Below are 23,343 nucleotides of genomic sequence, written 5' to 3'. Positions count from 1 at the left end.
CCGATTCTGCCGCATCCCCCTGCAGGCCGCCGTTCATGCGGATTCTCACCTCCTGCACGAGCGCGGCGGCACAGTGCAGGCATGAACGCGGATGCCGACAACGACGACCTGGTGGTGCTCCGGCCCGAGGGGCTGTACTGCCCGGCTGGTGATTTCCACATCGACCCGTGGCGACCGGTGCCGCGGGCGGTGATCACGCACGGCCATGGCGATCACGCGCGCAACGGCATGGGCCACTACCACTGCACCACGCAGACCCTGCCGATCCTGCGCTGGCGGCTGGGCGATGTGGACTGCAGCGCGCACGCATACGGCGAACGCTTCACCCTCGGCGACACCGAGGTCTCCCTGCATTCGGCCGGGCACGTGCTCGGCTCGGCCCAGGTGCGGATCGCGCATGGGGGACGGGTATGGGTCGCCTCGGGCGACTACAAGCGGCAGCACGATCCAAGCTGCGACCCGTTCGAGGTGGTGCCCTGCGACACCTTCATCACCGAGGCGACCTTCGGCCTGCCGGTGTACCGCTGGCCGGACACGTCGCAGGTCGCGGCGGACATCGTGGCGTGGCGGCGCGAATGCGAAGCGCGCGGCGAGGCGGCCGTGCTGCTCTGCTACGCGCTGGGCAAGGCACAGCGGATCCTGGCCGAACTGCTGCCGCTGGATACGCAGCCGGCGCTGCTGCATGGCGCGATCGCCACCGGCGTGGCGGTCTACCGCGAGGCCGGGATTCCGATGCTCGCCACCGAGCCGGTCAGCGAGCAGGCGCGCGGTGCGGAGTTCGCCGGCAAGCTGATCCTGGCCCCGCCCTCGGCAGCGGGGAGTGCATGGATGCGCCGCTTCAAGCGCGCGCAGCTTGGTTTCGCGTCGGGATGGATGCGGGTGCGCGGCAACCGCCGCCGCCGCAACTACGACCGTGGCTTCGTCGTCTCCGATCATGCCGACTGGCCCGACCTGCTGCGCACCATCGCCGAGACCGGTGCCCGCCGCGTCATCGCCACCCACGGCAACACCGACGCGCTGATCCGTTTCCTGCGCGAGCGCGGCGTCGCCGCCGAGGCCTTCGCCACCGGCTACGGGGACGAAGAATGAAACGCTTCGCCGCGCTCTACAGTGAACTCGACCGCAGCACTGCCACCGGCGACAAGCGCGCCGCGCTGGTGCGCTACTTCCAGCAGGCGCCCCCGCACGACGCGGCGTGGGCGCTGTTCCTGCTGGCCGGCGGCAAGGTCACCAGCGCGCGCCGGAAGATCGCTGGCAACGCCGAGCTGCGCGCGTGGGTCGCGGAGATCTCCGACACGCCGGCCTGGCTGGTGGACGACAGCTACGACCAGGTTGGCGACCTGGCCGAGACGCTGACCCTGCTGATGGACGATCCGCTGCAGGTCGGCGCGGATATCGCGCTGGCCGACTGGATCGAGCAGAAACTGCTGCCGGTCGCCAATCAGCCCGAACCGGTACGCCACGCGGCCATCACCGGGGCGTGGCAACAGCTCGCCTTCGACGAGCGGCTGGTGTTCAACAAGCTGCTGACGGGTGCGCTGCGCGTGGGTGTCTCACAGCGGCTGGTGCAGCAGGCACTGGCGGAGTGGTCGGGGATCGATATCGCGCGCATCGCCCAGCGCATGCTCGGCAGCTGGGTGCCGACGCCCGGATTGCTGGCAGCCCTGCTGTCACCGGAAGAGCGCCCTGAAGATCGCCAGCAGCCCTACCCGTTCTTCCTGGCCTCGCCGCTGGAGGCGGAGGTCGACACGCTCGGTCCGATCAAGGACTGGCTGCTGGAGTGGAAGTGGGACGGCATCCGCCTGCAGGTGCTGCGTCGCCAGGGCGAGGTCGCGCTGTGGTCGCGCGGCGAAGAGCGGCTGGATGGCCGCTTCCCCGAAATCGACGCGGCGGCGATGGCGTTGCCCGATGGCTGCGTGATCGATGGCGAGCTGCTGGCCTGGGCCGAGGGCGACGCATTGCCACTGCCGTTCACCGCGCTGCAGACCCGCATCCAGCGGCTCAAGCCCGGGCCGAAGACACTGCGCGATACACCGGTACGCGTGCTCGCCTACGATCTGCTCGAGCTGGGCGGTGAAGACCTGCGCGCGCTGCCGCTTTCGCAACGGCGTGCGCGCCTGGCCGACGTACTCGCCACGTTGGACGACCCGCGCCTGATGCTGTCGCCGGAGGTCAGCGTCGCGGATTGGAGCGCCGCCGCCCTGCACCGCGATCTCGCCCGCGAGCGTGGTGTGGAAGGGTTGATGCTCAAGCGCCGCGATTCGGTCTACCAGGCGGGACGCCGGCGCGGCGACTGGTGGAAATGGAAAATCGATCCACTGACCATCGATGCGGTGATGATCTATGCGCAGTCCGGCCATGGCCGGCGCAGCACGCTGTACACCGATTACACCTTCGGGGTGTGGGATGGCGAAACCCTGGTGCCGGTGGCCAAGGCGTACTCTGGCCTGGACGACAAGGAAATCCTCGCGCTGGACCGCTGGATCCGCGCGAACACGATCGAACGGTTCGGGCCGGTGCGCAGTGTCCGTGGCGAACAGGTGTTCGAACTCGGCTTTGAAGCGGTGAACCGCAGCAAGCGCCACAAGTCCGGCATCGCGGTGCGCTTCCCCCGCATCCTGCGCTGGCGGCACGACAAGCCGGCCAGTGAGGCCGACAGCCTGGCCCAGCTGCAGGCGCTGGCGCGGTGACGCGACGGGAGGCCATGGCCCGCCTGACGGCGTGGTTCGCCAGCCGGGGCTGGGCGCCGCTGCCCTTCCAGAAAGCGATGTGGCGGCACTATCTGGCCGGCGAGTCCGGCCTGCTGCACACACCGACCGGCAGCGGCAAGACACTGGCGATGTTCGGCGGTCCGCTGCTGCAGGCGCTGCACGATCCGCCGCCACGGACGACCCGCGGCCGCGCGAAGACACCGGTGCCGGTCCTGCAGGTCCTGTGGATCACGCCGCTGCGTGCGCTGGCCGCCGACACCGCGCGCGCGCTGCGCGAGCCGCTGGACGCGCTCGGGCTGGACTGGCAGGTGGGCCTGCGCACCGGCGATGCCAGCGCGCGCGACAAGCGCCTGGCGCGCGAGGGCCGGCTCGATGTACTGGTGACCACCCCGGAGTCGCTGGCGTTGTTGCTGAGCTATCCCGACACGATGGCGCGCCTGCAGCACCTGCGCTGCGTGGTCGTGGATGAGTGGCACGAACTGCTGGGCAACAAGCGCGGCGTACTGCTGCAGTTGAACCTGCGCCGCCTGCGCGATGCCCTGCCCACCCTGCAGGTGTGGGGGCTCTCAGCGACGCTCGGCAATTTGGACGAGGCGCGCGACGTGCTGCTGCCCGACGTGCCCGACGCGCCGCTGGTGGCCGGCGCGCGGCCGCGCGCGGTCAGCGTGGAGACACTGTTGCCGGCCCAGGGCGAGCGTTTCCCCTGGGCCGGTCACCTGGGCCTGTCGCAGCTGCAGCGCGTCCTGGAAAAACTGCTGGCGGTGCGCACCAGCCTGCTGTTCACCAACACGCGTGCCCACGCCGAACTGTGGCACCAGGCACTGTCGGCGGTGTGGCCGGAAGAGCCGGACACGCTCGCCCTGCATCACGGCTCGCTCGACCCGGCCCTGCGCCGTGCCGCGGAACAAGGCCTGCGTGAAGGCCGGCTGCGCTGCGTGGTCGCGACGTCCAGCCTCGATCTCGGCGTCGATTTCCCCAGTGTCGACCAGGTCCTGCAGATCGGCAGCCCCAAGGGCATCGCCCGACTGCTGCAACGTGCCGGACGCGCCAGACATCGCCCCGGCGAATCCGGGCACATCGTGTGCGTGCCCTCGCATGCGCTGGAGCTGGTCGAGTACGCCGCGGCGCGACGTGCGCTGGTCCAGGGTCATATCGAGGCCCGCCGGCCGCTGCGGCTGTCGCTGGACGTCCTGGCGCAGCACGCGGTGAGCTGCGCGCTCGGCGGTGGCTTCGATCCCGATGCGCTGTTCACGCAGGTACGACGCACGCATGCCTTCGCCGCGCTGGACCACGCGCACTGGGAGGGCGTACTGGAGTTCATCGTGCAGGGCGGTCGCGCGCTGTCGCAGTATCCGGATTTCCACAAAGTCGTGCGCGATGACGATGGCATCTACCGCGTGCATGACCGTCGCGTCGCGCTGCGACATCGTTTGTCGATCGGCACCATCACCAGCGATGGCAGCGTCATGGTCCAGTTCCTGCGCGGCGGCCGGCTCGGCGCGGTGGAGGAACAGTTCCTCAGCCGGCTGCGCCCGGGGGATCGCTTCCAGTTCGCCGGGCGCCTGCTCGAACTGGTGCGCCTGGAGAATCTGACCGCGTACGTGCGGCTGGCACGCGGCGGCGACGGTGTGGTGCCTCGTTGGCAGGGCGGGCGCCTGCCGCTCTCCGAGGCGCTCGGGCATGAAATGGAAGCGGTGCTGGCCCGCCCACCGGAGAGCCCGGAGATGCAGTGGCTCGCGCCGCTGTTGTCGTTGCAGACGCGCCTGTCGGCGTTGCCCGCGCCCGAGCTGCTGCTGGTGGAACACGTCCGCCGCCGCGAAGGTCAGTTCGTGTTCGTGTACCCCTTCGCCGGCCGCCAGGTCAATGAAGGGCTGGCCGCGTTGATGGCGATGCGCTGGACGCGCGTGCACACCAATACGTTCGGCTACGCGGCCAACGACTACGGGTTCGTGCTGGCGCCGGCGCGTGCCGTCGAGATCGATGCCGCGCGCGTGCGCACCCTGCTGGAACCGGAAGGACTGCTCACGGATCTGCGCGAGAGCCTCAACCTGGGCGAACTGGCGCGACGCCAGTTCCGCGACATCGCGCGCGTGTCCGGCATGCTGGTGCCGGCACTGCCCGGCCGTACGCCACGCAGCCTGCGCCAGCTGCAGGCCTCCAGCGGGCTGCTGTACGACGTGCTGCGCCAGCATGATCCGGATCACATCCTGCTGACGCTGGCCGAACACGAGGTGCTGCACGATCAACTCGATCTCGACAGCCTGGCCCGTGCGCTGGCGTCCTGCCAGGCACGCACGTTGAGCCTGCAGCACCCCACCAGCCTGGGCCCGCTGTCCTTCCCGTTGTGGGCCGAACGACTGCGCGGCCAGCTCAGCAACGAAGACTGGAAGACCCGCGTCCTGCGCGCCGCACAGCAACTGGAGAAACGCCATGGCGCCTGAACTGCCGATCACCCTCGCCGGCGAAACCGTCCAGCTGCTTGGCGCGCGTGCGCTGTATTGGCCCGCGCGGCAGGGCCTGATGATCGCCGATCTGCACCTGGGCAAGGCGGACCTGTTCCGGCGCTCGGGCATCGGCCTGCCCAGCGGGGGCACCTCCGATGATCTGCAGCGTCTCGGCGCGATGGTGCAGCAGCACGCGGTGCGCCAGCTGTGGATACTCGGCGATGTACTGCATGGCGCTGCACACCGCGCCGCGTGGTACCGGCAATGGCAGGGCTGGCGCGAACAACATCCCGGGCTCTGGATCGGCGCGCTGGAGGGCAATCATGACCGTGTGCTGCCCAAGGCCGATCTGGGCATCGACCTGCTGGGTGAACGTGTCGAGGAGGGACCGTTCCTGCTGCGTCACGCACCGCAGCGTCAGCCCGGCCTGCACGTGCTGTGCGGCCACCTGCATCCGCTGGCCCGGCTGCCGGGCATGCAGCGGCGCTGGCCATCGTTCTGGCTGCGCGAGGGTATGACGATCCTGCCCGCCTTCTCGGGATTCACCGCAGGTATCGCGCCGGTGCTGGGCACGGGCGAAAGACTGGTGGCCTGCGTCGAAGACCAGGCCATCGCGTTGCCGGCGCGCTAGGTCGAGCAGCGCGCGACAACAGTCACTCAGTCAACGTGTGTGGATCAGGCGGCCGAGACCAGCAGGTCCGGCATCAACCGGATGTCCGGCGCGTGCGGATTGGGCCGCACCGGTTGCCGCTGGATCGCGGTCAACATCTCGTGGGCGGCGGCACGGATGCGCGGATGGTGCTCCGGCGCCGCGTGCGTGATGAGGCTGGTCACATGGAACTCGAACACGTCTTCCATCACGTCCGGCTGATCCTCATGCAGCATCTGCAGTAGTCCGCGCAGTTTGCGGATTTCACTTTCCAGAGTTTCGGCCGAGAACAGCATTTCAATCTCCTTGGGTTGCGATCGGTCCACCGGACCGTAGGTCGCAAACGCAGCACCACCCTACCACCCGTCAGTCGCGGGCCTCCAAGCGATCAGGAATCGGACACCGCTTCGGCGTGAGCAGCACGGGGCGCAGGATGAAAAGCCGCGTACGCTGCGTTTGCCACGCTGTTGTCCCATGCCGACGGTGAGTCCACCGTCAATGAATGTTATTCACGTCCTCACATCGGCGCGCAGGCACCACTACGCCGCGTTATCAGCGGATGCCATCGGGTGCGTGCAACGCGCGCATCGCCTGCGCGAAGCCGGGCGACAACGGCAGTCTGCCGAGCCAGCCGTGCTGCGTGCCGCTGAGCACGCGGAGCATGTGCCCGCGCCCGCCCGGGACGCGGCCCATCGGCTGGAACAGCAGATCGCGTGCGCGCGCCCAGCCGTCGCGCTCGGACTGGAACAACGGCGTCAGCCAGCGGCTCCAGTACTGGTAGATCGCGACGTGGGCCCGGCGCTGTGCCTGGTAGGCCTGCAGCGCGGTGTCGCGATCGGCATGGGTGCGCAGCGCATCGCGCAGCGCCATCGCGTCCATCAGGGCCATGTTCACGCCCTGCCCCAGCTGGGGACTCATCGCGTGGGCGGCATCGCCGACCAGCACCAGCCGCTCGCGATGCCAACGCGAGAGCACCGCATCGCGATAGCCGGCGCGGGCCAGTTGCGCCGGTCCGGTCACGCCGGCGAGCCGCTCGTGCGCCTGCGGCCACAGCGCGGCAACCTCATCGAGCCAGCGCGCCATGCCGTCACGCTCCCACTGCGCGAACCGGTCGCGGGGCAGGCTCCAGAAGAAACTCAGCTGCGGCGTGTCGTTGCCCGGTCGCGTCCCCACCGGCAGCAGGCCGATCATCCTGCGCGCGGCCACGTAGCGCTGCCGCAGTTCATCGATGTGCGGCCAATCGCCGCGCGGCAGCAGGCACCACAGCGCGCCCCACGGGTATTCGCGGTCCAGCGTGGTGCCCTGCACCTGCGCGCGCAGCGACGAGGCGGCGCCATCGGCGGCGATCACCAGATCGTAAGGGCCATGCCAGTGCCCGCGTGCGTCGCGCAGGCGCCCCTGTGCGGCGTCCACCGCGACGATGGCGGTGTCGGCCTGCAGGTTGCCCGGGCGCTCCCACGCGTCGGCCAGCAGCGAGAACAGCGCGCCGCGCTGCATGCCCACCCCGTGCAGCGATGGATCCAGGTCGGCATAGCGCATGTCCATCACCGCGCGTCCGCACGGGGTCTCGCCGTACAGCCGGCGCACGGCGGCGCCATGACGGAGCACCGCCGGCAGCAGCTCCATCTGCCACAGCACGTCCAGGCCGCTGGGCTGGAGCAGGAACCCCGCCCCGACCGGACCGGGCGTGGTGGCACGCTCGAAGACGTGCACGTCGTGATGGTCACGTGAAAGCAGGATCGACAAGGCTTGGCCAGCCGTGCCGTAGCCGACGATGGCGATGGTGCGACGAGGGGTCATGCGCGGACTCACTGATAAAAAAAACCCCGCCGAAGCGGGGTTTTCAATGCGCAGCTGAAAAAATCACTCAGCCGGCACGATGTTCGAGGCTTGGGCGCCCTTCGGGCCCTGGGTCACGTCATAGGTGACCTTCTGGCCTTCCTGCAGACTGCGGAAGCCCTTGGAGTTGATCGCGGAGAAGTGCGCGAAGACGTCGGCGCTGCCGTCCTCCGGCGAGATAAAGCCAAATCCCTTGGCGTCGTTGAACCACTTGACGGTACCGTTCGGCATGGTGATGCGAGACCTTCTTCTATGAATGGGTGGTGTACGCTCAACCAGCGCACTGGCGGAGTATGCAAACCTTGTACCGGAATGACAATCACCCCCGTGCCAATTCACCGATCAATTCGGGCAGGCCAGAGGAGGCAGCGTCCACATTGGCCAGCACTTCGGCCATCGTGATCTCATCGCCATCGCCACAACCGGCGGCCCAGTTGGCCACGATCGCCAGGCAGGCGTAGTCCAGCCCAAGCTCGCGGGCCAGGCTGGCTTCGGGCATGCCGGTCATGCCGACCAGATCGCAGCCATCACGGCGCATGCGCGCGATTTCCGCATTGGTTTCCAACCGTGGGCCCTGGGTGGCGCCGTAGCAGCCCCCGTCCTGCAGGCGCACGCCGGTGACTTTCGCCGCGGCCAGCACCTTGCTGCGCAGCATCGGCGTGTACGGATGGCCGAAGTCGACGTGCAGCACGTCGGTACCCGGTTCTTCGCACAGGGTCGAGATGCGCCCCCAGGTGTAGTCGATCAGCTGGTCCGGGCAGGCCAGCACGCGCGGGCCGAAGTGCTCGGTGATCCCGCCGACCGTGTTGAGCGCAAGCACGCGCTGCGCGCCGATCTGCTGGAGCGCAGCGAGATTGGCGCGGTAGTTGATCTTGTGCGGCGGCAGCGAATGGCCTTCGCCATGGCGCGCGAGAAAGGCCACGCGCTGGCCCAGCAGCGTGCCGACGCGGATCGGACCGGACGGCGTGCCGTAACGGGTCTCGACCTGGTGGCTGCTCACGTCGTCGAGCTGGGCCAGCTTGTAGACGCCGGTGCCGCCGATGACGGCGAGGGAAATGTGTTCCATCATTCCTTCATCGCGTAGATGGCCGGCACGCAGCGCAGCGTCTCGTTGACGTCCATGCCGAACCCGAACACATAGCGGTCCGGCAGGTCGATGCCGGCGTAGTCGGCCTTGACGTCCGGCAGCGCGCGGTCGTGCAGCTTGACCGTCAGCGCGGCGATGCGCACGTCGGTGGCACCCTGCTCCAGGCACCAGGTGCGCACGCCCTGCAGCGTGTAGCCCTCGTCGAGGATGTCATCGACCAGCAGCACGCGGCGGCCGAACAGCGCGGTGGCCGGCTTGTGCTTCCAGACCAGGTCGCCGCCGGTGGTTTCACCGCGGTAGCGGGTGGCGTGCAGGTAATCGAACTGCACATCCTGGCCGCGTGCGCCCAGTTCCAGCGCAAGCTGGCCGGCGAACGGCAGCGCACCGTGCATGATCGACAGGAACAGCGGGACCTCGCCCTTGTAATCGCGCGCGATGGCGTCGGCGATGCCAGCGATGGCCTTGTCGATGGTGGGACGGTCGACCAGCAGGTCGGCCTGGGCCAGGGCCTGGGAAATGGTGAGGTTGGGCATCAGACGGTTCTTCCAAGGGTGTCAAGCAAACGGGATTGGGTGGTGCCATGGCGGGAATCGGCCAGCAGGCCGTCCCAGCCCAGCGCGCCGCGACCGATCAGGCCGAGCAGCGCAGCAGTGTTGAGGGTGCGGCCTTCGACCGCGCGCAGCGATTCTTCCACCAGTTCGGGGTGGCAGACCAGCACCACGTCGCAGCCGGCGTCCAGATGCGCATCCACGCGCGCCTTGACGCCACCGGCCGAGAACGAGGCCGCCATGCCGATGTCATCGGAGAAGACCACGCCGCGGAAGCCCATCTCCTCGCGCAGGATCTGCTGGATCCAGCGCGGCGAGTATCCGGCCGGCTCCGGCGCGACCTGCGGGTAGACCACGTGGGCCATCATCACCGCATCGGCGCCGGCGCGGATGCCGGCCGCGAACGGGACCAGGTCCAGCGCGCGCAGTTCATCGAGCGTGCGCGGGTCGCTGGCATCGTCGAAATGGGTGTCTTCCAGCACGGTGCCGTGGCCCGGGAAATGCTTGAGCGTGGCGGCCATGCCGACGCTGTGCATCCCGCGCACATAGGCCGCGGTGAACGCGGCCACCACCTGCGGATCGGCGCTGAAGGCGCGATCGCCGATGGCCCGGTTGCCGCGACCCAGATCGACCACGGGGGCGAAGCTGAGGTCCACGCCGCTGGCGCGCACTTCGCTGGCCATCAGCCAGGCGTGCTGCTCGGCCAGGGCCAGCGCAGCCTGCGGATCGGTGGCATACAGCGCATCGAAGCCCTGCAGCGGCGGCAGGGCGCTGTAGCCCTCACGGAAGCGCTGCACGCGCCCGCCTTCCTGGTCCACGCAGATCAGCTGCGGGCGCGGCGCGGCGGCACGGATCGCCGCCGACAGCTCGGCCACCTGCTCGCGCGAGGCGAAGTTGCGCTTGAACAGGATGACGCCGGCCACGGCGTCGTGCTGCAGCCATTCGCGTTCCTGGGCGGTGAGTTCGGTCCCGGCAACGCCGATCACGAGCATGGGGTGTCTCCAATACGGGGCGCCACCATGGCGCACCGCCGCATTGTCGCAGAACCCGCGCGCAGCGTCAGACCTCGCAGCCGTCCGGGCCGCAGCCGTCGCCCTGCCCGGCAGCCCCTGCGGGCGAACGCTCCGCCGCGATCTGGCGCAGTGCCTGGGCGAAGGCCTCCGGCGGCTGGGCGCCCTGGATGGCGTACGTGTCGTCGATCACAAAGGTGGGCACCGACTGAATGCCAAAGCGCTGCGCCTGTGCCAGCTGCGCCTGGATCTCCTCCAGCCCCTCCTCGCCCGCCAGCAGCGCAGTGATGCGCCCGGCGTCGAGACCACCGGCAGCGCCGGCAGCGATCAGGGTCTGCGGGTCGGCCAGGTTGCGGCCTTCCACGAAATGCGCGCGGAACAGCGCCTCGCCGACCGCGGCCTGGACGCCTTCACGCCCGGCCAGCCACATCAGACGGTGCGCCGGCAGCGTGGTGACCCGGACCTGGCCCTGGTCGAAGTCCATCGGCAGGCCTTCGGCGCGCGCCGCGGTCTGGGTCTGGGTCAGGATCTGTTCGGTGCGCTCGGCGCTGCCGAACTTGGCCGCGTAGGCCTCGCGCAGCGGGACGGGCGTGGTTCCCGCGTCGGGGTCGAGCAGGAACGGGTGCCAGTGCACCTCCACGTCGGGCGCGTCATCGCCCAGCAACGCCAGGCCCTGCTGGAACCGGTGCTTGCCGATCCAGCACCAGGGGCACACCACATCCGACCAGATATCGATTTTCATCTGGCCAGACTGTGGGTGTCGCGGGGCGTTTACAAGGTCTGGCGGTCAGCCGCGTTCAGCGCTGGACCAGCGTGAAAACGGGTGTGCGGCCAGCGCCAGATTGTAATAACGGACCTCGTCGGTCACTTCAGCACCGGCCCAGTCGGGCAGCGTGATCGCCTGACCGGCGTGCTCGAGCTCGACTTCGGCCACCACCAGCCCGGCGTTCTCGCCCAGGAACTCGTCCACTTCCCAGAGCAGCCCTTCGTGCGAGACCAGATGCCGGCGCTTGTCGATCAGCCCGCCGACACACAGCGCCAGCAGCGCGCGCGCATCGTCCACCGGGATCGGGTAATCGAACTCCTGCCGGGTATGCCCGATCTCGCGCGATTTCATGTTGAGGAAGGCCTGCTCGCCCTGGATGCGCACGCGCACGGAGGCCTTCTGTGCGCCACTGTCGAGCGAGGCGGTGTCGTTGAGATAGCCCTGCGCCATCGGGATCACCGCGTGTGCGGCGGTGCGCCAGCCTTCGCCGGTGACGAGGTATTTTCGTTCGATTTCGATGCCCATGCGCACAGTATGCGGCGATCCCGGCACGGCGGCCACGTGCTGCTTCTATACTGGCCGGCTGCCCTGCAAGGACGCCCGATGAAATCCCTTTTCCCCACCCTGCTGCTGTCGCTGCTGCCACTGACCGTGTCGGCCGCCGCGCCGCCCACGCACGCGCAGATCGAAGCGGCCATCATGGCCATGATCGAGGCCGAGAAGAAACCGGCCGCCTCCGCCCAGGATCTGCTGCTGCAGTCGATGTTCACCCCGCGCGGGTTCGAGCATGGGCCGTGCTTTGCCAGCACGACGGTGACCGGCGCGTACGAGTGCCTGGTCGGCATGGAGATCGGGCTCAAGAACCGCTACCGGATGCTGCGCTTCGTCCCGCAGGGGATGGGCTGGGCGATGCAGCGCGCCGATGTCGACGCGCCGGTGCCTCCGCGTGAGCGCGTCCGCGAACTGCTCATCGAACAACTCCATCATCGTGCCGCGGCCATCGACGATGCCGCTGCCCGAGAGGAACTGCGTGCCTTCCAGCAGCGCCTGCAGATCCTGGCGATCGACGACTGCGAACTGCGCAGCACGGAGGCCGCGGAGATCCGCTGCGATGTCACCGCCGGGGACGGCACCGAGCGCGGTACCGACCCGCAGTCCTATGTGTTCGATGCACAGGGCCAGTGGCAGAACGCCGCGGCGGCAGACCGCCGCTGAGCCCGAACGCGGTCAGCGCTTTTCGAACACCGCGATGCTTTCCACGTGCGCGGTGTGCGGGAACATGTCCATCGCGCCGGCCGAGACCAGGGTGAAACCCTGCTCGTTGACCAGGTAGCCGGCGTCGCGCGCCAGCGAGCCGGGATGGCAGCTCACGTAGACGATCCGCTTGAACTGCTTCAGCGGCAGCTGCTGCAGCACTTCGATCGCGCCCGAGCGCGGCGGATCCAGCAGCAGCTTGTCGAAGCCCTGGCGCATCCACGACGCCTGGCGCTGGTCCTGGGTCAGGTCGGCGGCATGGAACTCGGCATTCTCCAAGCCGTTGCGCACGGCGTTCTCTTTCGCACGCGCGACCAGGCCGGCATCACCTTCCACGCCGACGACGTTGCGTACGGTACGCGCCAGCGGCAGGGTGAAGTTGCCCAGGCCGCAGAACAGATCGAGCACGCGCTCGTCCGGGCCGGCATCCAGCAGCGCCAGCGCGTGCGCGATCATCTGCACGTTGAGCTTGGCGTTGACCTGGATGAAGTCCAGCGGGCGGAACGCCAGCTCGACGTCCCACGGCGCCAGCTTGAACGACAGCGGTACTTCGGCCGGCCACAGCGGATGCACGGACTCCACGCCACCGGGCTGCAGCGAGATCGCGAAGCCGTGCTCCTGCCCGAAGGCGGTCCAGGCCGCGCGGTCAGCGTCGCTGAGCGGCTGCATGTGGCGGATGGTCAGGACGATCGCGTCATCGCCGGCGATGAATTCGATCTGGGGGATATCGCGTTTGCCATCGAGCGTTTCGATGAACTCGGACAGCACGCCGACCTTCATGCCGATCTCGGGAATGACCGTCAGGCACTGGCTCAGGTCCGCGACGAAACGCGGATCCAGCTCGCGGAAGCCGACCAGGGTCTTGTCTTTCTTCTCGACGCGGCGCACCGAGAAGCGGCCCTTGCGGCGGTAGCCCCAGCTGTCGCCGACCAGCGGCGGCAGCACGGTGCCGGGGCTGACGTGGCCGATCCGGGTCAGGTTGTCGATCAGCACGCGCTGCTTGGCCACGATCTGCTGCGACTCCTCCAGGTGCTGCAGCACGCAGCCGGCGCAGACGCCGAAATGCGGGCAGCGCGGGGTCACCCGCTGCGGCGAGGCCTGTACCACCTCGAGGGTCCGGGCTTCATCGAAATGGCGGTTGCGCGCGGTCGGTTCGGCGGTCACCACCTCGCCCGGCAGCGCGCCGGTGATGAAGGTGACCTTGCCACCCTCGCCGTCGCGGCGGGCAACGCCACGGCCATCATGGCTGAGGTCGAGGATGTCGGTCTGGAAGGGGGTACGGTCGAGGCGGGAGCGGGTTCGGGCCACGTGGCAACAGGCTGCGGGCAAAAAGGGTGCGTATTGTCGCAGATACCAACTGCCAACTGACTTGCCGCCCGATGAAACCGCTTGCAGGCCGAGCCTTCGCGTTTACTATGGAGGCAGCTGACATGGAGGCAGCCCATATGCAGATGACCCCGAGGGATCCCATGCCCCGATTCCTGCTCGTCGAGGACGACACCATCAGCCGCGGCTTCTTCAAGGCCGCGCTGGAAACCCTGCCGGCCCAGGTCGATACCGCCGATTCACTGGCCACCGCCATGGACCGCGCCCGCGGCAGCCAGCATGACCTGTGGCTGATCGACGTCAACCTGCCCGACGGCAACGGCACCCAGCTGCTGCAGGAACTGCGCCGCTCGCGGCCGGACACCCCGGCGCTGGCGCACACTGCCGACGGCGATACCTCGATCCACTCGCGCCTGCGCGACGCCGGCTTCAGCGAAACCCTGGTCAAGCCGCTGAGCCGCGAACACCTGCTCAAGGCGGTCCGTCGTGCGCTGGTACATACCGCCGGCAGCCTGTCGGCCCCGCTCGACCCGGACGCGGACGATGCCGACAGCCTGCGCCAGGATTGGGACGAGACCACTGCCCTGGCTGCGCTGAATGGGCAGCGCCACCACCTGATCGCCCTGCGCGAACTGTTCCTGGCCGAGTTGCCGGGGGTGCGCGATGCCGTGGCCCAGGCCCTGCGCGAGGACGATGTGCGGGCCCTGCGGGGGCAGCTGCATCGGCTGCAGGCGAGCTGCGGGTTCGTCGGCGCCGCACGCCTGGCGCGGGCGGTCCGCCAGCTGCACCAGGCCCCGGAATCCACCGGTGCCCAGGGACGCTTCCGCGTGGCGGTCGACGCGCTGCTGCAGTAGATCCCCGACGCTACGTGCGCCGCCGGGCCAGGTCCTCGAGCATTTCCCAGGATTTCAGGCCGCGTCCGCCCAGGTGGTGCATCAGCACCGCGCGCATCGGCCGACGCAGGCTGCCCAGATCCTCGGGCCCCGGCATCGCATCGGCGGCCAGCGCCAGCAAGGCGCTGCCGGTCGCCGTGCCACGGCGCTGATCGACACCACGGTCGCTGAGCAGCCGACGCGGCCCCTCCTGCGGGTCCAGTTCGTAGCGCGCGGCCGGGTCGACCGGCTCGTCATCGCTGCCGTGCAGCAGATCGAAGCCGAACCCCAGCGCCTCCAGCAGATCGCGCTCGAAACGCCGCAGGGTCCAGGCCAACGGCTCGCCATCGCGCAACCGGGCACGCACCTGCGCGTAGTGGTCATAGAGCTCGGGCAGCGGGTCCTGGCGGGGCGCCAGCCGCATCATCAGCTCGTTGATGTAGAACCCGGCCAGCATCGCCTCGCCGGTCAGCCGCGGCGCGGCATCGAGCGCTTCGGCCCCACGCAGCTGGGCCAGTTCGCCCCGCTGCACGGCGGTCAGGCGGATCCACTGCAACGGCTGCAGGGCCGCGCGCAGCGCCTGGCTGCGCGGGCTGGAGACACCCCGGGCCAGCACCCCGATCCGGCCATACTGCTCGGTCAGCACTTCAACCAGCAGGCTGGTCTCCCGCCACGCCCGGGCGTGCAGTACGAAGGCCGGCTCATCCTCGATGCGCATGGCTCAACCGCCCGGGGCCGGGATGGCCGGCTTATTCGTAGCCGAACGCCTTGAGCGCGGCTTCGTCGTCGGACCAGCCTTCGCGCACGCGGACCCAGGTTTCCAGGAAGACTTTGGCCCCGAACAGGCGCTCCATCTGCAGGCGCGACTTGGCCCCGATTTCCTTCAGGCGGGTGCCGGCCTTGCCGATCACGATCGCCTTCTGGCCTTCGCGCTCGACCCAGATCACCGCGCCGATGCGCAGCAGGTTGCCGTCTTCGACGAAGCGCTCGATCTCGACCGTGGTCGCATACGGCAGTTCCTCACCGAGCTGGCGCATCAGCTGCTCGCGCACCAGTTCACCGGCCAGGAAACGCTGGCTGCGGTCGGTGATCTCGTCCTCGCCAAACATCGGCGGGGCTTCCGGCAACAGCTTCATCAGGTCGCGGACCAGCGACTCCAGGCCGTTGCGCTTCTGCGCCGAGATCGGATGCACGGCCGCGAACGTGCGGCCTTCGGTGACCTGCTGCAGGAACGGCAGCAGGGCGCCCTTGTCCTTGAGGCGGTCGATCTTGTTGACCACCAGCACCACCGGGATGCCGGAGTCGCTGAGCACGTTGAAGGCCAGGGTGTCTTCGTCATCCCAGCGGCCGGCCTCGATCACCAGCATGCCGGCGTCCACGCCCTCGAGCGAGCCGCGCGCGGCGCGGTTCATCACCCGGTTCATGGCGCGCTTCTGCGCGCGGTGCAGGCCGGGGGTGTCGACCAGCACGATCTGGCCGTCCGGGTAGCTGGCAATGCCCAGCAACCGGTGCCGCGTGGTCTGCGGGCGGTTGGAGACGATGCTGACCTTGGCGCCCACCAGGGCGTTGGTCAGGGTGGATTTGCCGACGTTGGGGCGACCGATGACGGCCACGCTGCCGGAACGATGGGGGGTTGCTTCGTTCACTTGGAATCCAGTTGCTCAAGGGCGGCGGCAGCCGCTTGTTGTTCGGCCAGCCGTCGCGAGGCACCTTCGCCTTCGGTGCTGACAGCGGGGTCGGTTACGCCGCAGCGTACCCGGAAGGTCTTGGCATGATCGTCACCCGATTCTGACACCAGCTCGTACTGGGGCAGCGCCTTCTGCCGGGCCTGCAGCCATTCCTGCAGCCGCGTCTTGGGGTCTTTCTCGGGCTTGCCAGTGGCCGGCAGGGCCTGCATCGAGGCGCTGAACCAGGGCAGCACCACCGTGCCGCAGGCGGCAAACCCGGCATCGAGGTAGATCGCGGCGACGACGGCCTCCAGTGCATCGGCCAGGATGGAGTCGCGGCGATGTCCGCCGGTCTTCATCTCGCCGGGGCCCAGGATCAGGCGCTCGCCCAGTTGCAGCTCGCGCGCGATCACCGCCAGCGCGCCTTCACGCACCAGCTCGGCGCGGGCACGGGTCAGCGCGCCCTCGTCGGCCTTGGGCCAGCGTTCGTAGAGCGCCTGGGCCACCATCATGTTGACGATGCTGTCGCCGAGGAATTCCAGCCGCTCATTGTTGGGCGTGCCGGCGCTGCGATGCGTCAGCGCCTGCTGGAGCAGGCCCGGATCGTTGAAGGCGTGACCGATCAGGTCACCGCGTTGGAAGGTCTTAGTCGGCACCGCTACGGGTCAATTCCTGGTTTGAATCAAATTTGCCCACCACGTCCAGGTTGCCGATCATTTCACGGCGCACTTCGTAGTAGACCTTCATGTTCCAGCCGCCATCGATGCGATCGAACTTCACGTCGGCGGGTTTCACGTTTTCGGAGTAGTTGATGTACAGGCGCTTGAAGAACATGTCCTGGATGCGGCGCGGCTCCATATTGCCCACGCCGGGCTCCTTGGCCAGGCTCTTCATCGCCGAACGGACGGCGTAGTACTCCTGGTACATCGGGAACAGCTTCATGCCGATGTACAGGCCAAAGGCGACCACGATCAGCACCACCAGGAACGAGGTCAAGGTGATGCCGCGCTGCGATGTCATGTTCTTCATTGCGTTCTCCCCAGATACGCGTGTGCCATGAATCAATGGATAGCCGTGCCGATCCGCGACGGCTCAAAGCCGTCCTTGCAGAACCAGCCCGAGCAGTTCAGCCAGATCAGGAACGCCTTGCCGCGGAGGTTCTCTTCCGGCAGCAGGCCCCAGAAACGGCCGTCGTCACTGTTGTCGCGATTGTCGCCCATCACCAGGTACCTGCCGGCCGGGACGGTCCACTGCCCTTCGCCGCGGGCGTAATCGGTCTCCAGCACGGTATGGGTGCGGCCCGGCAGGTGCTCGACCAGCAGCGAACTGCCCTCGCCCTGGCCGTTGTGGCCGGCGTACAGGCCCTTGTTGTCGTATTTGACCGGCTCGCCATTGAGGATCAGGCCGTTGCCCTGGAACTCGATCTGGTCGCCCGGCACGCCGATCACGCGCTTGATGAAGTTCTCGCCCTTGGCCGGATCGTTGTCCGAATGGCCCGGGAAGTGGAACACCACCACGTCGCCGCGCTTGGGCTCGCCGAACGGGATCACCTTGGCGTTGTTCAGCGGCAGGCGCAGGCCGTAGGAGAACTTGTTGACCAGGATGAAATCGCCGATCAGCAGGTTGGGCATCATCGAGCTGGACGGGATCTTGTACGGTTCGGCGATGAAGCTGCGCACCACCAGCACGATCGCCAGCACCGGGAAGAACGCCCGCGCGTAGTCGACCATCACCGGCTCGGTGTCCAGCAGGCCGGCGCGCTGGGCGCGGCGCTTGGCGAAGTACAGCTTCTCGGCCAGCAGGATCAGGCCCGAGGCCAACGTCAGTACGACCAGGAGGAGCTCAAACAATTTCATGCAGTGTCCTTGGGAACGATTGCAGCGGTGTGGTGTGCCCCTGCGCGTCCGGCGACACCGATCCGGTGCCGCCCGCCGCTGCCGGGAAAGCCATCCGGCCTTACTTGTCCATCTGCAGCACGGCCAGGAAGGCTTCCTGCGGGATTTCCACGCGGCCGACCTGCTTCATGCGCTTCTTGCCTTCCTTCTGTTTCTCGAGCAGCTTCTTCTTGCGCGAAACGTCGCCACCATAGCACTTGGCCAGCACGTTCTTGCGCATCGCCTTGACCGTGGTGCGCGAGATGATCTGCGAGCCGACGGCGGCCTGGATCGCCACGTCGAACTGCTGGCGCGGGATCAGTTCCTTCATCTTCTCGCACAGCTCGCGGCCGCGGCGGTCGGCATGGCTGCGGTGCACGATCAGCGACAGCGCATCGACCTTGTCGCCGTTGATCAGCACGTCCACGCGGACGAACGGGCCGGCATCGAAGCGCACGAAGTGATAGTCCAGCGAGGCATAGCCACGGCTGACCGACTTGAGCTTGTCGAAGAAGTCCAGCACCACTTCGGCCATCGGCAGCTCATAGCTGATCTGCACCTGGCTGCCCAGGTAGTTGATGCCGATCTGGCTGCCGCGCTTTTCCTCGCACAGCTTGATGATGTTGCCGATGTACTCCTCGGGGGTGAGTACGTTGGCGCGGATGATCGGCTCGCGGATCTCATCGACCATGTTCACCGGCGGCAGCTTGGCCGGGTTGTCCATGTTGATGATGGTGCCGTCGGTCTTGAGCACTTCATAGACCACGGTGGGCGCGGTGCTGATCAGGTCCAGGTTGTACTCGCGCTCCAGGCGCTCCTGCACGATTTCCATGTGCAGCATGCCCAGGAAGCCGCAGCGGAAGCCGAAGCCCATCGCTTCGGAGCTTTCCGGCTCGAAGCGCAGCGCGGCATCGTTCAGGCGCAGCTTGTCCAGCGCTTCGCGCAGGTCCGGGTAATCCTCGGCATCGACCGGGAACAGGCCGGCGAACACGCGCGGCTGCATTTCCTGGAAGCCCGGCAGCGGCTTGGCGGCCGGATCGGCGGCCAGGGTCAGGGTGTCGCCGACCGGCGCACCGTGCACGTCCTTGATGCTGGCCGTCACCCAGCCCACCTCACCGGCGTTCAGTGCCGGCAGCACCTTGCGCTTGGGGGTGAACACGCCGACGTTGTCGACCTGGTGGTTGCGGCCGGTGGACATCACCTGCAGCTTGTCGCCGGCCTTGATCTGGCCCTGCATCACGCGCACCAGCGAGACCACGCCCAGGTAGTTGTCGAACCACGAGTCGATGATCAGCGCCTGCAGCTTGTCGGTATCGCGCGGCACCGGCGGCGGGATGCGATGCACGATCGCTTCCAGCACGTCGCCCACGTTCAGGCCGGTCTTGGCGCTGACCGCCACGGCGTCGGTCGCATCGATGCCGATCACGGCCTCGATCTCGGCCTTGGCACGGTCGATATCGGCGGTGGGCAGGTCGATCTTGTTGATCACCGGCACCACTTCCAGCCCCTGTTCGACCGCCGTGTAGCAGTTGGCCACGGACTGCGCTTCCACGCCTTGGGCCGCATCGACCACCAGCAGCGCGCCTTCGCAGGCGGCCAGCGAGCGGCTGACTTCATAGGAGAAGTCGACATGCCCGGGGGTGTCGATGAAGTTCAGGTGGTAGGTGTGGCCGTCTTTGGCGACATACGGCAGCGAGACCGACTGGGCCTTGATGGTGATGCCACGCTCGCGCTCGATCGGGTTCGAGTCGAGCACCTGCGCCTCCATCTCACGGGCCTGGAGGCCGCCGCAAAGCTGGATGATGCGATCGGCCAGCGTGGACTTGCCGTGGTCGACGTGGGCGATGATGGAGAAGTTGCGGATGAACCGCATCGAATCAGAAGACATAGGTGGCGGCGGCGCGTCGCGTCGTCAGGATGACTGCGGATTATCGCATGGCCGGCCCGGTCCCGCGTGCGGCCGCCCGCGTTTGCCATGATCGCCCCGCCAGAAACGACCGGGCCCGCCGAAGCGGGCCCGGAAACGCAGGCGGGGCGGGGCTTACTGCCCGGCCTTGACCGCCACGAAGGCGCTGTTGCCGTTGGCGCGGATCAGCAGCATGACCACATCACCCTTGGAGTAGCCGCCCAACGCCTTGTTCAGCGCGGCCACGCTGCCGACCGGGGTCCGGCCGACCTGCAGCACCACCAGGCCCGGCGACAGGCCGGCGTCACGCGCCGACTGGCCATTGACCCGGGTGATGCGCACGCCCTCGCCCGCCGACAGGCCCAGCTGCTGGCGCTGCGGGGCGGTCAGATCGGCCACCTCCAGCCCCAGCAGGGCATTGGCACCTGTCTCCGGCTTGGCCGCTTCCGCGGCTGGACGGGCCGGACCGCGCTCGGCGTCTTCGGCCAGCTCGGTCAGGGTGGCGGTGATCTCCCGCTCCTTGCCATCGCGCAGCACGCTCAGGCGCACCTTGCTGCCCGGCGGCAGCGCGCCGATGGCCGGCGGCAGATCGCTGAAGGTAGTGATCGGGCTGCCGTTGACCGAGCGGATCACATCGCCCGGCTCGATACCGGCCTTGAGCGCCGCGCTGCCCGCGACCACTTCGTTGACCAGCGCGCCGCGGCTGTCCGGCAGGCCCAGCCCCTGGGCCTTCAGGCCATCGATCGGGCCGACCGCCGCGCCGAGCTGGCCGCGGCTGACCCGGCCGGTCTTCTTGATCTGTTCGACCGCGCCCATGGCCAGGTCGATCGGGATCGCGAAGCTGATGCCCATGTAGCCGCCCGAAGCGGAGAAGATCTGCGAGTTGATGCCGACGACTTCACCGCGGGTGTTGAGCAGCGGGCCGCCGGAGTTGCCCTGGTTGATCGCCACGTCGGTCTGGATGAAGGGCACATAGCGCTGGTCCGGGCCGCCGGTGCTGCGGCCGACCGCGCTGACCACACCGGCGGTGACCGAATGATCCAGGCCGAACGGCGAGCCGATCGCGACCACCCACTGGCCCGGCTTGAGGGTGTTGGAATCCCCCACACGCACGGTCGGCAGATTCTTGCCGTCGATCTTGAGCAACGCCACATCGTACTGCTGATCGCTGCCGATCACCTTGGCGGTGAACTCGCGGCGGTCGCCGAGCTTGACCTTCACTTCGCTGGCGTCGGCGACCACGTGATAGTTGGTCAGCACATAGCCATCGGCGGAGATGATGAAACCCGAGCCCATGCCGCGGCCCTGGATGCGCGGACCGTCGTCCTGGCCACCGGGGCCCTGCCCCGGCATCTGGAAGTCCGGGCCGAAGAAGCGGCGGAAGAACTCGGGCATCTCATCGTCGCCCCCCGGCCCCATGGCCCGGGGCTGGCGGTTGTTGCTGCGCACGATGGTGGTCTCGACATTGACCACGCCCGGCCCGACTTGTTCGACCAGGTTGGTGAAGTCCGGCAGGCCACTGACCAACTGCGGTGCAGGCGCGCGCGGTGCAGCGGCCGCCGGGGCGGCCGCGGTGGCCGGTGACGGCGACTGGGCGCAGGCCACCAGCGGCAGGGTCATGGCGATCAGCGCCAGGGCATGGGTACGGATACGGGCGGTCATCAGACACGAACCTCCGGGTCAGGGAACAAAGCGGGGGGGAGCGCTCCGGCGCACAGGCCGGAGCGGAACGTCAGGGCAACGATGTTCAGTCGCGGTGCCGGCGCGCAGGTTCGGCCGTGTCGGCCGATTCCTGAAGACGCGGCTCGAACGGATAGAACGCGGCCTGCGGTGCCTGCGTGGAGAAGCTGGCATTGAGCGCGCCGCCCGCGGCCGGGGCCAGGCTGGAGCGCGGCCACGGTTTGGCCTGCAGATTGCCCACCTCACCGAACGGGAACTGGCGCGCAGTGGCCGCCGGTACGGCCGGCGTCAGCGGCGCCTGGCTGGCGACCGCACGCTGCGGCTCGGCACTGCGCTCGGCAGCGCTGCGTGCCGCCTGCTGGGTGCGGGTGGCACTGGCGCGGCGCGCATTGGCCACGTCCTGGCGGCGGCTGGCGGCCGCCACGGCTGCAGCCGGAACCGCCGCTACCGCCAGCGCCTGCTCGGCGGCAGAGGCCTCGGTCGCCGGCGCCGGCGCGGGCGCGGGCGGCAGCTCGGCCTGGCTGGCGATGATGGTGGTCGGCGCGTCCAGCGCTGCCGGGTCCGGCAGCTGCTCGCGGGTCATGAACATCGCCACGGCCGCGACGGAAGCGGCCAGTGCCGCGCCACCGCCCCAACGACGCCAGCCGCCACGGCGTTCCTTGCGGTCCTGGCTGCGCTCGACATTGGCCTGCATCGCTGGTGCCGGCTCAGCGACCACGGAAACGCGGACCCGCTCGGCGAAATCGACCGGCGCCGGCGCGCAGGCCTGCCCGCGCAGCACATCGCCGAGCATCTGCCAGCGTTCGTTGCAGCTCGACAGGGACTCATCGTGTTCCAGCCGACGCAGCATGAAACGGGCTTCATCGGCCGACAGCTCACCGTCGATCAACGACGACAACTGCTGCCGGTAATGGGCGTCGAATTTATCGGGGGACGCGCCCCGGGAAGCATCATTGGACATATCGTGGCTCATGCGCGGCTCTTCTCGCGGGTGGCGCTGCCCACATCGAGCAGCGGCCGAAGTTCAGTGTCGATCGCCTCGCGGGCACGGAAGATCCGCGACCGCACGGTGCCGATCGGGCACCCCATCTTCTGCGCGATTTCGTCATAACTCAGGCCCTCCACCTCGCGCATGGTGATGGCCGAGCGCAGTTCTTCAGGCAGCGCGGAGACCGCCTTCATCACCGTCTGCTCCAGCTCCTGGCGCATCAACTCGCGCTCGGGCGTGTCGGTGTCGCGCAGGCGCGTGCCGCTGTCGTACTGCTCGGCGTCCCCGATCTCGATGTCATCGGTGGGCGGGCGGCGGTTGTGGGCGGCGAGATGGTTCTTGGCAGTGTTCACGGCGATCCTGTGCAGCCAGGTATAGAACTGGGCGTCGCCCCGGAAACTGCCGATCGCGCGATACGCGCGGACGAAAGTGTCCTGGGCCACGTCCTGACATTCACTCCAGTCCGCGATGTAGCGCCCGATCAGCGCGATGATCCGATGCTGGTACTTGCGTACCAGGACATCGAACGCCGCGCTCTCGCCACGCTGCACACGTCGGACCAGCTCCAGGTCCAGCTCCTGTGGTGTTTCAACCTCGGCCATGGGGGGCCGCACTCCTGTCAGCCCAACCGACGTCGGGCAATGAGACTGCCAATCCCGGGAAAAGTTCAGCGCGCGATCACACCGCGCCGCACCAGCTTTTAACCACCGTTCCGTTAAGGT

At 68.4% G+C, this 23,343-nt stretch carries 24 protein-coding genes; 6 read left to right on the top strand and 18 right to left on the bottom strand.

All coding sequences use genetic code 11. The annotated features are described in order from the left end of the window. Nucleotides 1–81 precede the first annotated feature (81 nt). The 4 genes from ABE434_RS09855 to pdeM are packed head-to-tail and all read left to right on the top strand — an operon-like array spanning nucleotide 82 to nucleotide 5,786. On the top strand, nucleotides 82–1,089 hold the full coding sequence (locus ABE434_RS09855) for a ligase-associated DNA damage response exonuclease (protein WP_346478693.1): 1,008 nt from the start codon (nucleotides 82–84) through the stop codon (nucleotides 1,087–1,089). Next, nucleotides 1,086–2,690, top strand: a complete 1,605-nt coding sequence (locus ABE434_RS09850; RefSeq protein WP_346478692.1) for an ATP-dependent DNA ligase — start codon at nucleotides 1,086–1,088, stop codon at nucleotides 2,688–2,690. The genes ABE434_RS09855 and ABE434_RS09850 overlap by 4 nt, the downstream gene beginning before the upstream one ends. Before the next feature lie 14 nt (nucleotides 2,691–2,704). Continuing rightward, complete coding sequence (locus tag ABE434_RS09845) at nucleotides 2,705–5,152, top strand: ligase-associated DNA damage response DEXH box helicase (RefSeq protein WP_346478691.1); 2,448 nt, start codon at nucleotides 2,705–2,707, stop codon at nucleotides 5,150–5,152. After that, a complete protein-coding gene (pdeM, locus tag ABE434_RS09840; RefSeq protein ID WP_346478690.1) occupies nucleotides 5,142–5,786 on the top strand; it encodes a ligase-associated DNA damage response endonuclease PdeM in 645 nt (214 codons plus the stop codon). The genes ABE434_RS09845 and pdeM overlap by 11 nt, the downstream gene beginning before the upstream one ends. 44 nt (nucleotides 5,787–5,830) lie before the next feature. Here the strand turns inward: pdeM and ABE434_RS09835 are convergent, their stop codons facing one another. From ABE434_RS09835 to ABE434_RS09800, 8 genes are all read right to left on the bottom strand, one after another. Beyond that, nucleotides 5,831–6,100: a hypothetical protein gene (locus ABE434_RS09835; protein ID WP_176989201.1), complete on the bottom strand. Its 270-nt coding sequence runs from the start codon at nucleotides 6,098–6,100 to the stop codon at nucleotides 5,831–5,833. A 256-nt stretch (nucleotides 6,101–6,356) separates the two neighbouring features. Next, on the bottom strand, nucleotides 6,357–7,604 hold the full coding sequence (locus tag ABE434_RS09830) for an NAD(P)/FAD-dependent oxidoreductase (RefSeq protein WP_346478689.1): 1,248 nt from the start codon (nucleotides 7,602–7,604) through the stop codon (nucleotides 6,357–6,359). Between the two features lie 63 nt (nucleotides 7,605–7,667). Continuing rightward, on the bottom strand, nucleotides 7,668–7,874 hold the full coding sequence (locus ABE434_RS09825; RefSeq protein ID WP_019183439.1) for a cold-shock protein: 207 nt from the start codon (nucleotides 7,872–7,874) through the stop codon (nucleotides 7,668–7,670). Between the two features lie 88 nt (nucleotides 7,875–7,962). Then, nucleotides 7,963–8,709 carry an S-methyl-5'-thioinosine phosphorylase gene (locus tag ABE434_RS09820; protein ID WP_176989199.1) on the bottom strand — a complete coding sequence of 249 codons (747 nt, stop codon included), beginning with the start codon at nucleotides 8,707–8,709 and terminating at the stop codon, nucleotides 7,963–7,965. After that, nucleotides 8,709–9,263, bottom strand: a complete 555-nt coding sequence (locus ABE434_RS09815) for a hypoxanthine-guanine phosphoribosyltransferase (protein ID WP_019183441.1) — start codon at nucleotides 9,261–9,263, stop codon at nucleotides 8,709–8,711. Before ABE434_RS09815 ends, ABE434_RS09820 begins: the two co-directional genes overlap by 1 nt. After that, nucleotides 9,263–10,270, bottom strand: coding sequence for a beta-N-acetylhexosaminidase (gene nagZ, locus ABE434_RS09810; RefSeq protein ID WP_346478688.1), 1,008 nt, complete (start codon nucleotides 10,268–10,270; stop codon nucleotides 9,263–9,265). The genes ABE434_RS09815 and nagZ overlap by 1 nt, the downstream gene beginning before the upstream one ends. 67 nt (nucleotides 10,271–10,337) lie before the next feature. Next, a complete protein-coding gene (locus ABE434_RS09805) occupies nucleotides 10,338–11,030 on the bottom strand; it encodes a DsbA family oxidoreductase (RefSeq protein ID WP_346478687.1) in 693 nt (230 codons plus the stop codon). A 45-nt stretch (nucleotides 11,031–11,075) separates the two neighbouring features. Next, complete coding sequence (locus tag ABE434_RS09800) at nucleotides 11,076–11,579, bottom strand: CYTH domain-containing protein (protein ID WP_346478686.1); 504 nt, start codon at nucleotides 11,577–11,579, stop codon at nucleotides 11,076–11,078. Between the two features lie 78 nt (nucleotides 11,580–11,657). On the opposite strand from ABE434_RS09800, the gene ABE434_RS09795 reads away from it, so the two are divergent. Beyond that, nucleotides 11,658–12,269: a hypothetical protein gene (locus ABE434_RS09795; protein WP_346478685.1), complete on the top strand. Its 612-nt coding sequence runs from the start codon at nucleotides 11,658–11,660 to the stop codon at nucleotides 12,267–12,269. A gap of 12 nt (nucleotides 12,270–12,281) precedes the next feature. Here ABE434_RS09795 and rlmD read toward each other — a convergent pair whose 3' ends face one another. Further along, the gene (gene rlmD, locus ABE434_RS09790; RefSeq protein WP_179458249.1) at nucleotides 12,282–13,616 is read right to left on the bottom strand and encodes a 23S rRNA (uracil(1939)-C(5))-methyltransferase RlmD; all 1,335 of its coding nucleotides are present in this window, start codon (nucleotides 13,614–13,616) and stop codon (nucleotides 12,282–12,284) included. Between the two features lie 137 nt (nucleotides 13,617–13,753). On the opposite strand from rlmD, the gene ABE434_RS09785 reads away from it, so the two are divergent. Beyond that, nucleotides 13,754–14,488: a response regulator gene (locus ABE434_RS09785; protein ID WP_346478752.1), complete on the top strand. Its 735-nt coding sequence runs from the start codon at nucleotides 13,754–13,756 to the stop codon at nucleotides 14,486–14,488. A gap of 10 nt (nucleotides 14,489–14,498) precedes the next feature. On the opposite strand, the gene recO is transcribed toward ABE434_RS09785, so the two are convergent. From recO to rpoE, 9 genes are all read right to left on the bottom strand, one after another. Beyond that, complete coding sequence (gene recO, locus ABE434_RS09780) at nucleotides 14,499–15,224, bottom strand: DNA repair protein RecO (protein WP_346478684.1); 726 nt, start codon at nucleotides 15,222–15,224, stop codon at nucleotides 14,499–14,501. Nucleotides 15,225–15,255: 31 nt separating this feature from the next. Further along, nucleotides 15,256–16,152: a GTPase Era gene (gene era, locus ABE434_RS09775; protein ID WP_176989192.1), complete on the bottom strand. Its 897-nt coding sequence runs from the start codon at nucleotides 16,150–16,152 to the stop codon at nucleotides 15,256–15,258. After that, a complete protein-coding gene (gene rnc, locus ABE434_RS09770; RefSeq protein ID WP_179458247.1) occupies nucleotides 16,149–16,829 on the bottom strand; it encodes a ribonuclease III in 681 nt (226 codons plus the stop codon). Before rnc ends, era begins: the two co-directional genes overlap by 4 nt. After that, nucleotides 16,819–17,202, bottom strand: coding sequence for a DUF4845 domain-containing protein (locus tag ABE434_RS09765; RefSeq protein WP_179458246.1), 384 nt, complete (start codon nucleotides 17,200–17,202; stop codon nucleotides 16,819–16,821). Before ABE434_RS09765 ends, rnc begins: the two co-directional genes overlap by 11 nt. A 32-nt stretch (nucleotides 17,203–17,234) precedes the next feature. Beyond that, nucleotides 17,235–18,029, bottom strand: coding sequence for a signal peptidase I (gene lepB, locus ABE434_RS09760; protein WP_176989189.1), 795 nt, complete (start codon nucleotides 18,027–18,029; stop codon nucleotides 17,235–17,237). Between the two features lie 100 nt (nucleotides 18,030–18,129). Beyond that, complete coding sequence (lepA, locus tag ABE434_RS09755) at nucleotides 18,130–19,920, bottom strand: translation elongation factor 4 (protein ID WP_176989513.1); 1,791 nt, start codon at nucleotides 19,918–19,920, stop codon at nucleotides 18,130–18,132. Nucleotides 19,921–20,088: 168 nt separating this feature from the next. Next, nucleotides 20,089–21,615: a DegQ family serine endoprotease gene (locus ABE434_RS09750; RefSeq protein WP_346478683.1), complete on the bottom strand. Its 1,527-nt coding sequence runs from the start codon at nucleotides 21,613–21,615 to the stop codon at nucleotides 20,089–20,091. An 85-nt stretch (nucleotides 21,616–21,700) separates the two neighbouring features. Then, nucleotides 21,701–22,606, bottom strand: coding sequence for a sigma-E factor negative regulatory protein (locus ABE434_RS09745; protein ID WP_346478682.1), 906 nt, complete (start codon nucleotides 22,604–22,606; stop codon nucleotides 21,701–21,703). Then, entirely contained in the window at nucleotides 22,603–23,223 is a 621-nt protein-coding gene (gene rpoE / locus ABE434_RS09740) for an RNA polymerase sigma factor RpoE (RefSeq protein ID WP_176989186.1), read from the bottom strand. The genes ABE434_RS09745 and rpoE overlap by 4 nt, the downstream gene beginning before the upstream one ends. Nucleotides 23,224–23,343 lie beyond the last annotated feature (120 nt).

This window comes from Stenotrophomonas sp. TWI1183 (assembly GCF_039673115.1).
Lineage (GTDB): Bacteria > Pseudomonadota > Gammaproteobacteria > Xanthomonadales > Xanthomonadaceae > Stenotrophomonas > Stenotrophomonas maltophilia_AA.
This window is presented reverse-complemented; position numbering and strand designations above follow the sequence as displayed.

Bases quoted from the DNA above. Each gene is read 5' to 3' on its own strand.
- ABE434_RS09855 (WP_346478693.1), top strand. From the start codon at position 82: ATGAACGCGGATGCCGACAACGACGACCTGGTGGTGCTCCGGCCCGAG.
- ABE434_RS09850 (WP_346478692.1), top strand. From the start codon at position 1,086: ATGAAACGCTTCGCCGCGCTCTACAGTGAACTCGACCGCAGCACTGCC.
- ABE434_RS09845 (WP_346478691.1), top strand. From the start codon at position 2,705: ATGGCCCGCCTGACGGCGTGGTTCGCCAGCCGGGGCTGGGCGCCGCTG.
- pdeM (WP_346478690.1), top strand. From the start codon at position 5,142: ATGGCGCCTGAACTGCCGATCACCCTCGCCGGCGAAACCGTCCAGCTG.
- ABE434_RS09835 (WP_176989201.1), bottom strand. From the start codon at position 6,100: ATGCTGTTCTCGGCCGAAACTCTGGAAAGTGAAATCCGCAAACTGCGC.
- ABE434_RS09830 (WP_346478689.1), bottom strand. From the start codon at position 7,604: ATGACCCCTCGTCGCACCATCGCCATCGTCGGCTACGGCACGGCTGGC.
- ABE434_RS09825 (WP_019183439.1), bottom strand. From the start codon at position 7,874: ATGCCGAACGGTACCGTCAAGTGGTTCAACGACGCCAAGGGATTTGGC.
- ABE434_RS09820 (WP_176989199.1), bottom strand. From the start codon at position 8,709: ATGGAACACATTTCCCTCGCCGTCATCGGCGGCACCGGCGTCTACAAG.
- ABE434_RS09815 (WP_019183441.1), bottom strand. From the start codon at position 9,263: ATGCCCAACCTCACCATTTCCCAGGCCCTGGCCCAGGCCGACCTGCTG.
- nagZ (WP_346478688.1), bottom strand. From the start codon at position 10,270: ATGCTCGTGATCGGCGTTGCCGGGACCGAACTCACCGCCCAGGAACGC.
- ABE434_RS09805 (WP_346478687.1), bottom strand. From the start codon at position 11,030: ATGAAAATCGATATCTGGTCGGATGTGGTGTGCCCCTGGTGCTGGATC.
- ABE434_RS09800 (WP_346478686.1), bottom strand. From the start codon at position 11,579: ATGGGCATCGAAATCGAACGAAAATACCTCGTCACCGGCGAAGGCTGG.
- ABE434_RS09795 (WP_346478685.1), top strand. From the start codon at position 11,658: ATGAAATCCCTTTTCCCCACCCTGCTGCTGTCGCTGCTGCCACTGACC.
- ABE434_RS09785 (WP_346478752.1), top strand. From the start codon at position 13,754: ATGCAGATGACCCCGAGGGATCCCATGCCCCGATTCCTGCTCGTCGAG.
- recO (WP_346478684.1), bottom strand. From the start codon at position 15,224: ATGCGCATCGAGGATGAGCCGGCCTTCGTACTGCACGCCCGGGCGTGG.
- ABE434_RS09765 (WP_179458246.1), bottom strand. From the start codon at position 17,202: ATGAAGAACATGACATCGCAGCGCGGCATCACCTTGACCTCGTTCCTG.
- lepB (WP_176989189.1), bottom strand. From the start codon at position 18,029: ATGAAATTGTTTGAGCTCCTCCTGGTCGTACTGACGTTGGCCTCGGGC.
- lepA (WP_176989513.1), bottom strand. From the start codon at position 19,920: ATGCGGTTCATCCGCAACTTCTCCATCATCGCCCACGTCGACCACGGC.
- ABE434_RS09750 (WP_346478683.1), bottom strand. From the start codon at position 21,615: ATGACCGCCCGTATCCGTACCCATGCCCTGGCGCTGATCGCCATGACC.
- ABE434_RS09745 (WP_346478682.1), bottom strand. From the start codon at position 22,606: ATGAGCCACGATATGTCCAATGATGCTTCCCGGGGCGCGTCCCCCGAT.
- rpoE (WP_176989186.1), bottom strand. From the start codon at position 23,223: ATGGCCGAGGTTGAAACACCACAGGAGCTGGACCTGGAGCTGGTCCGA.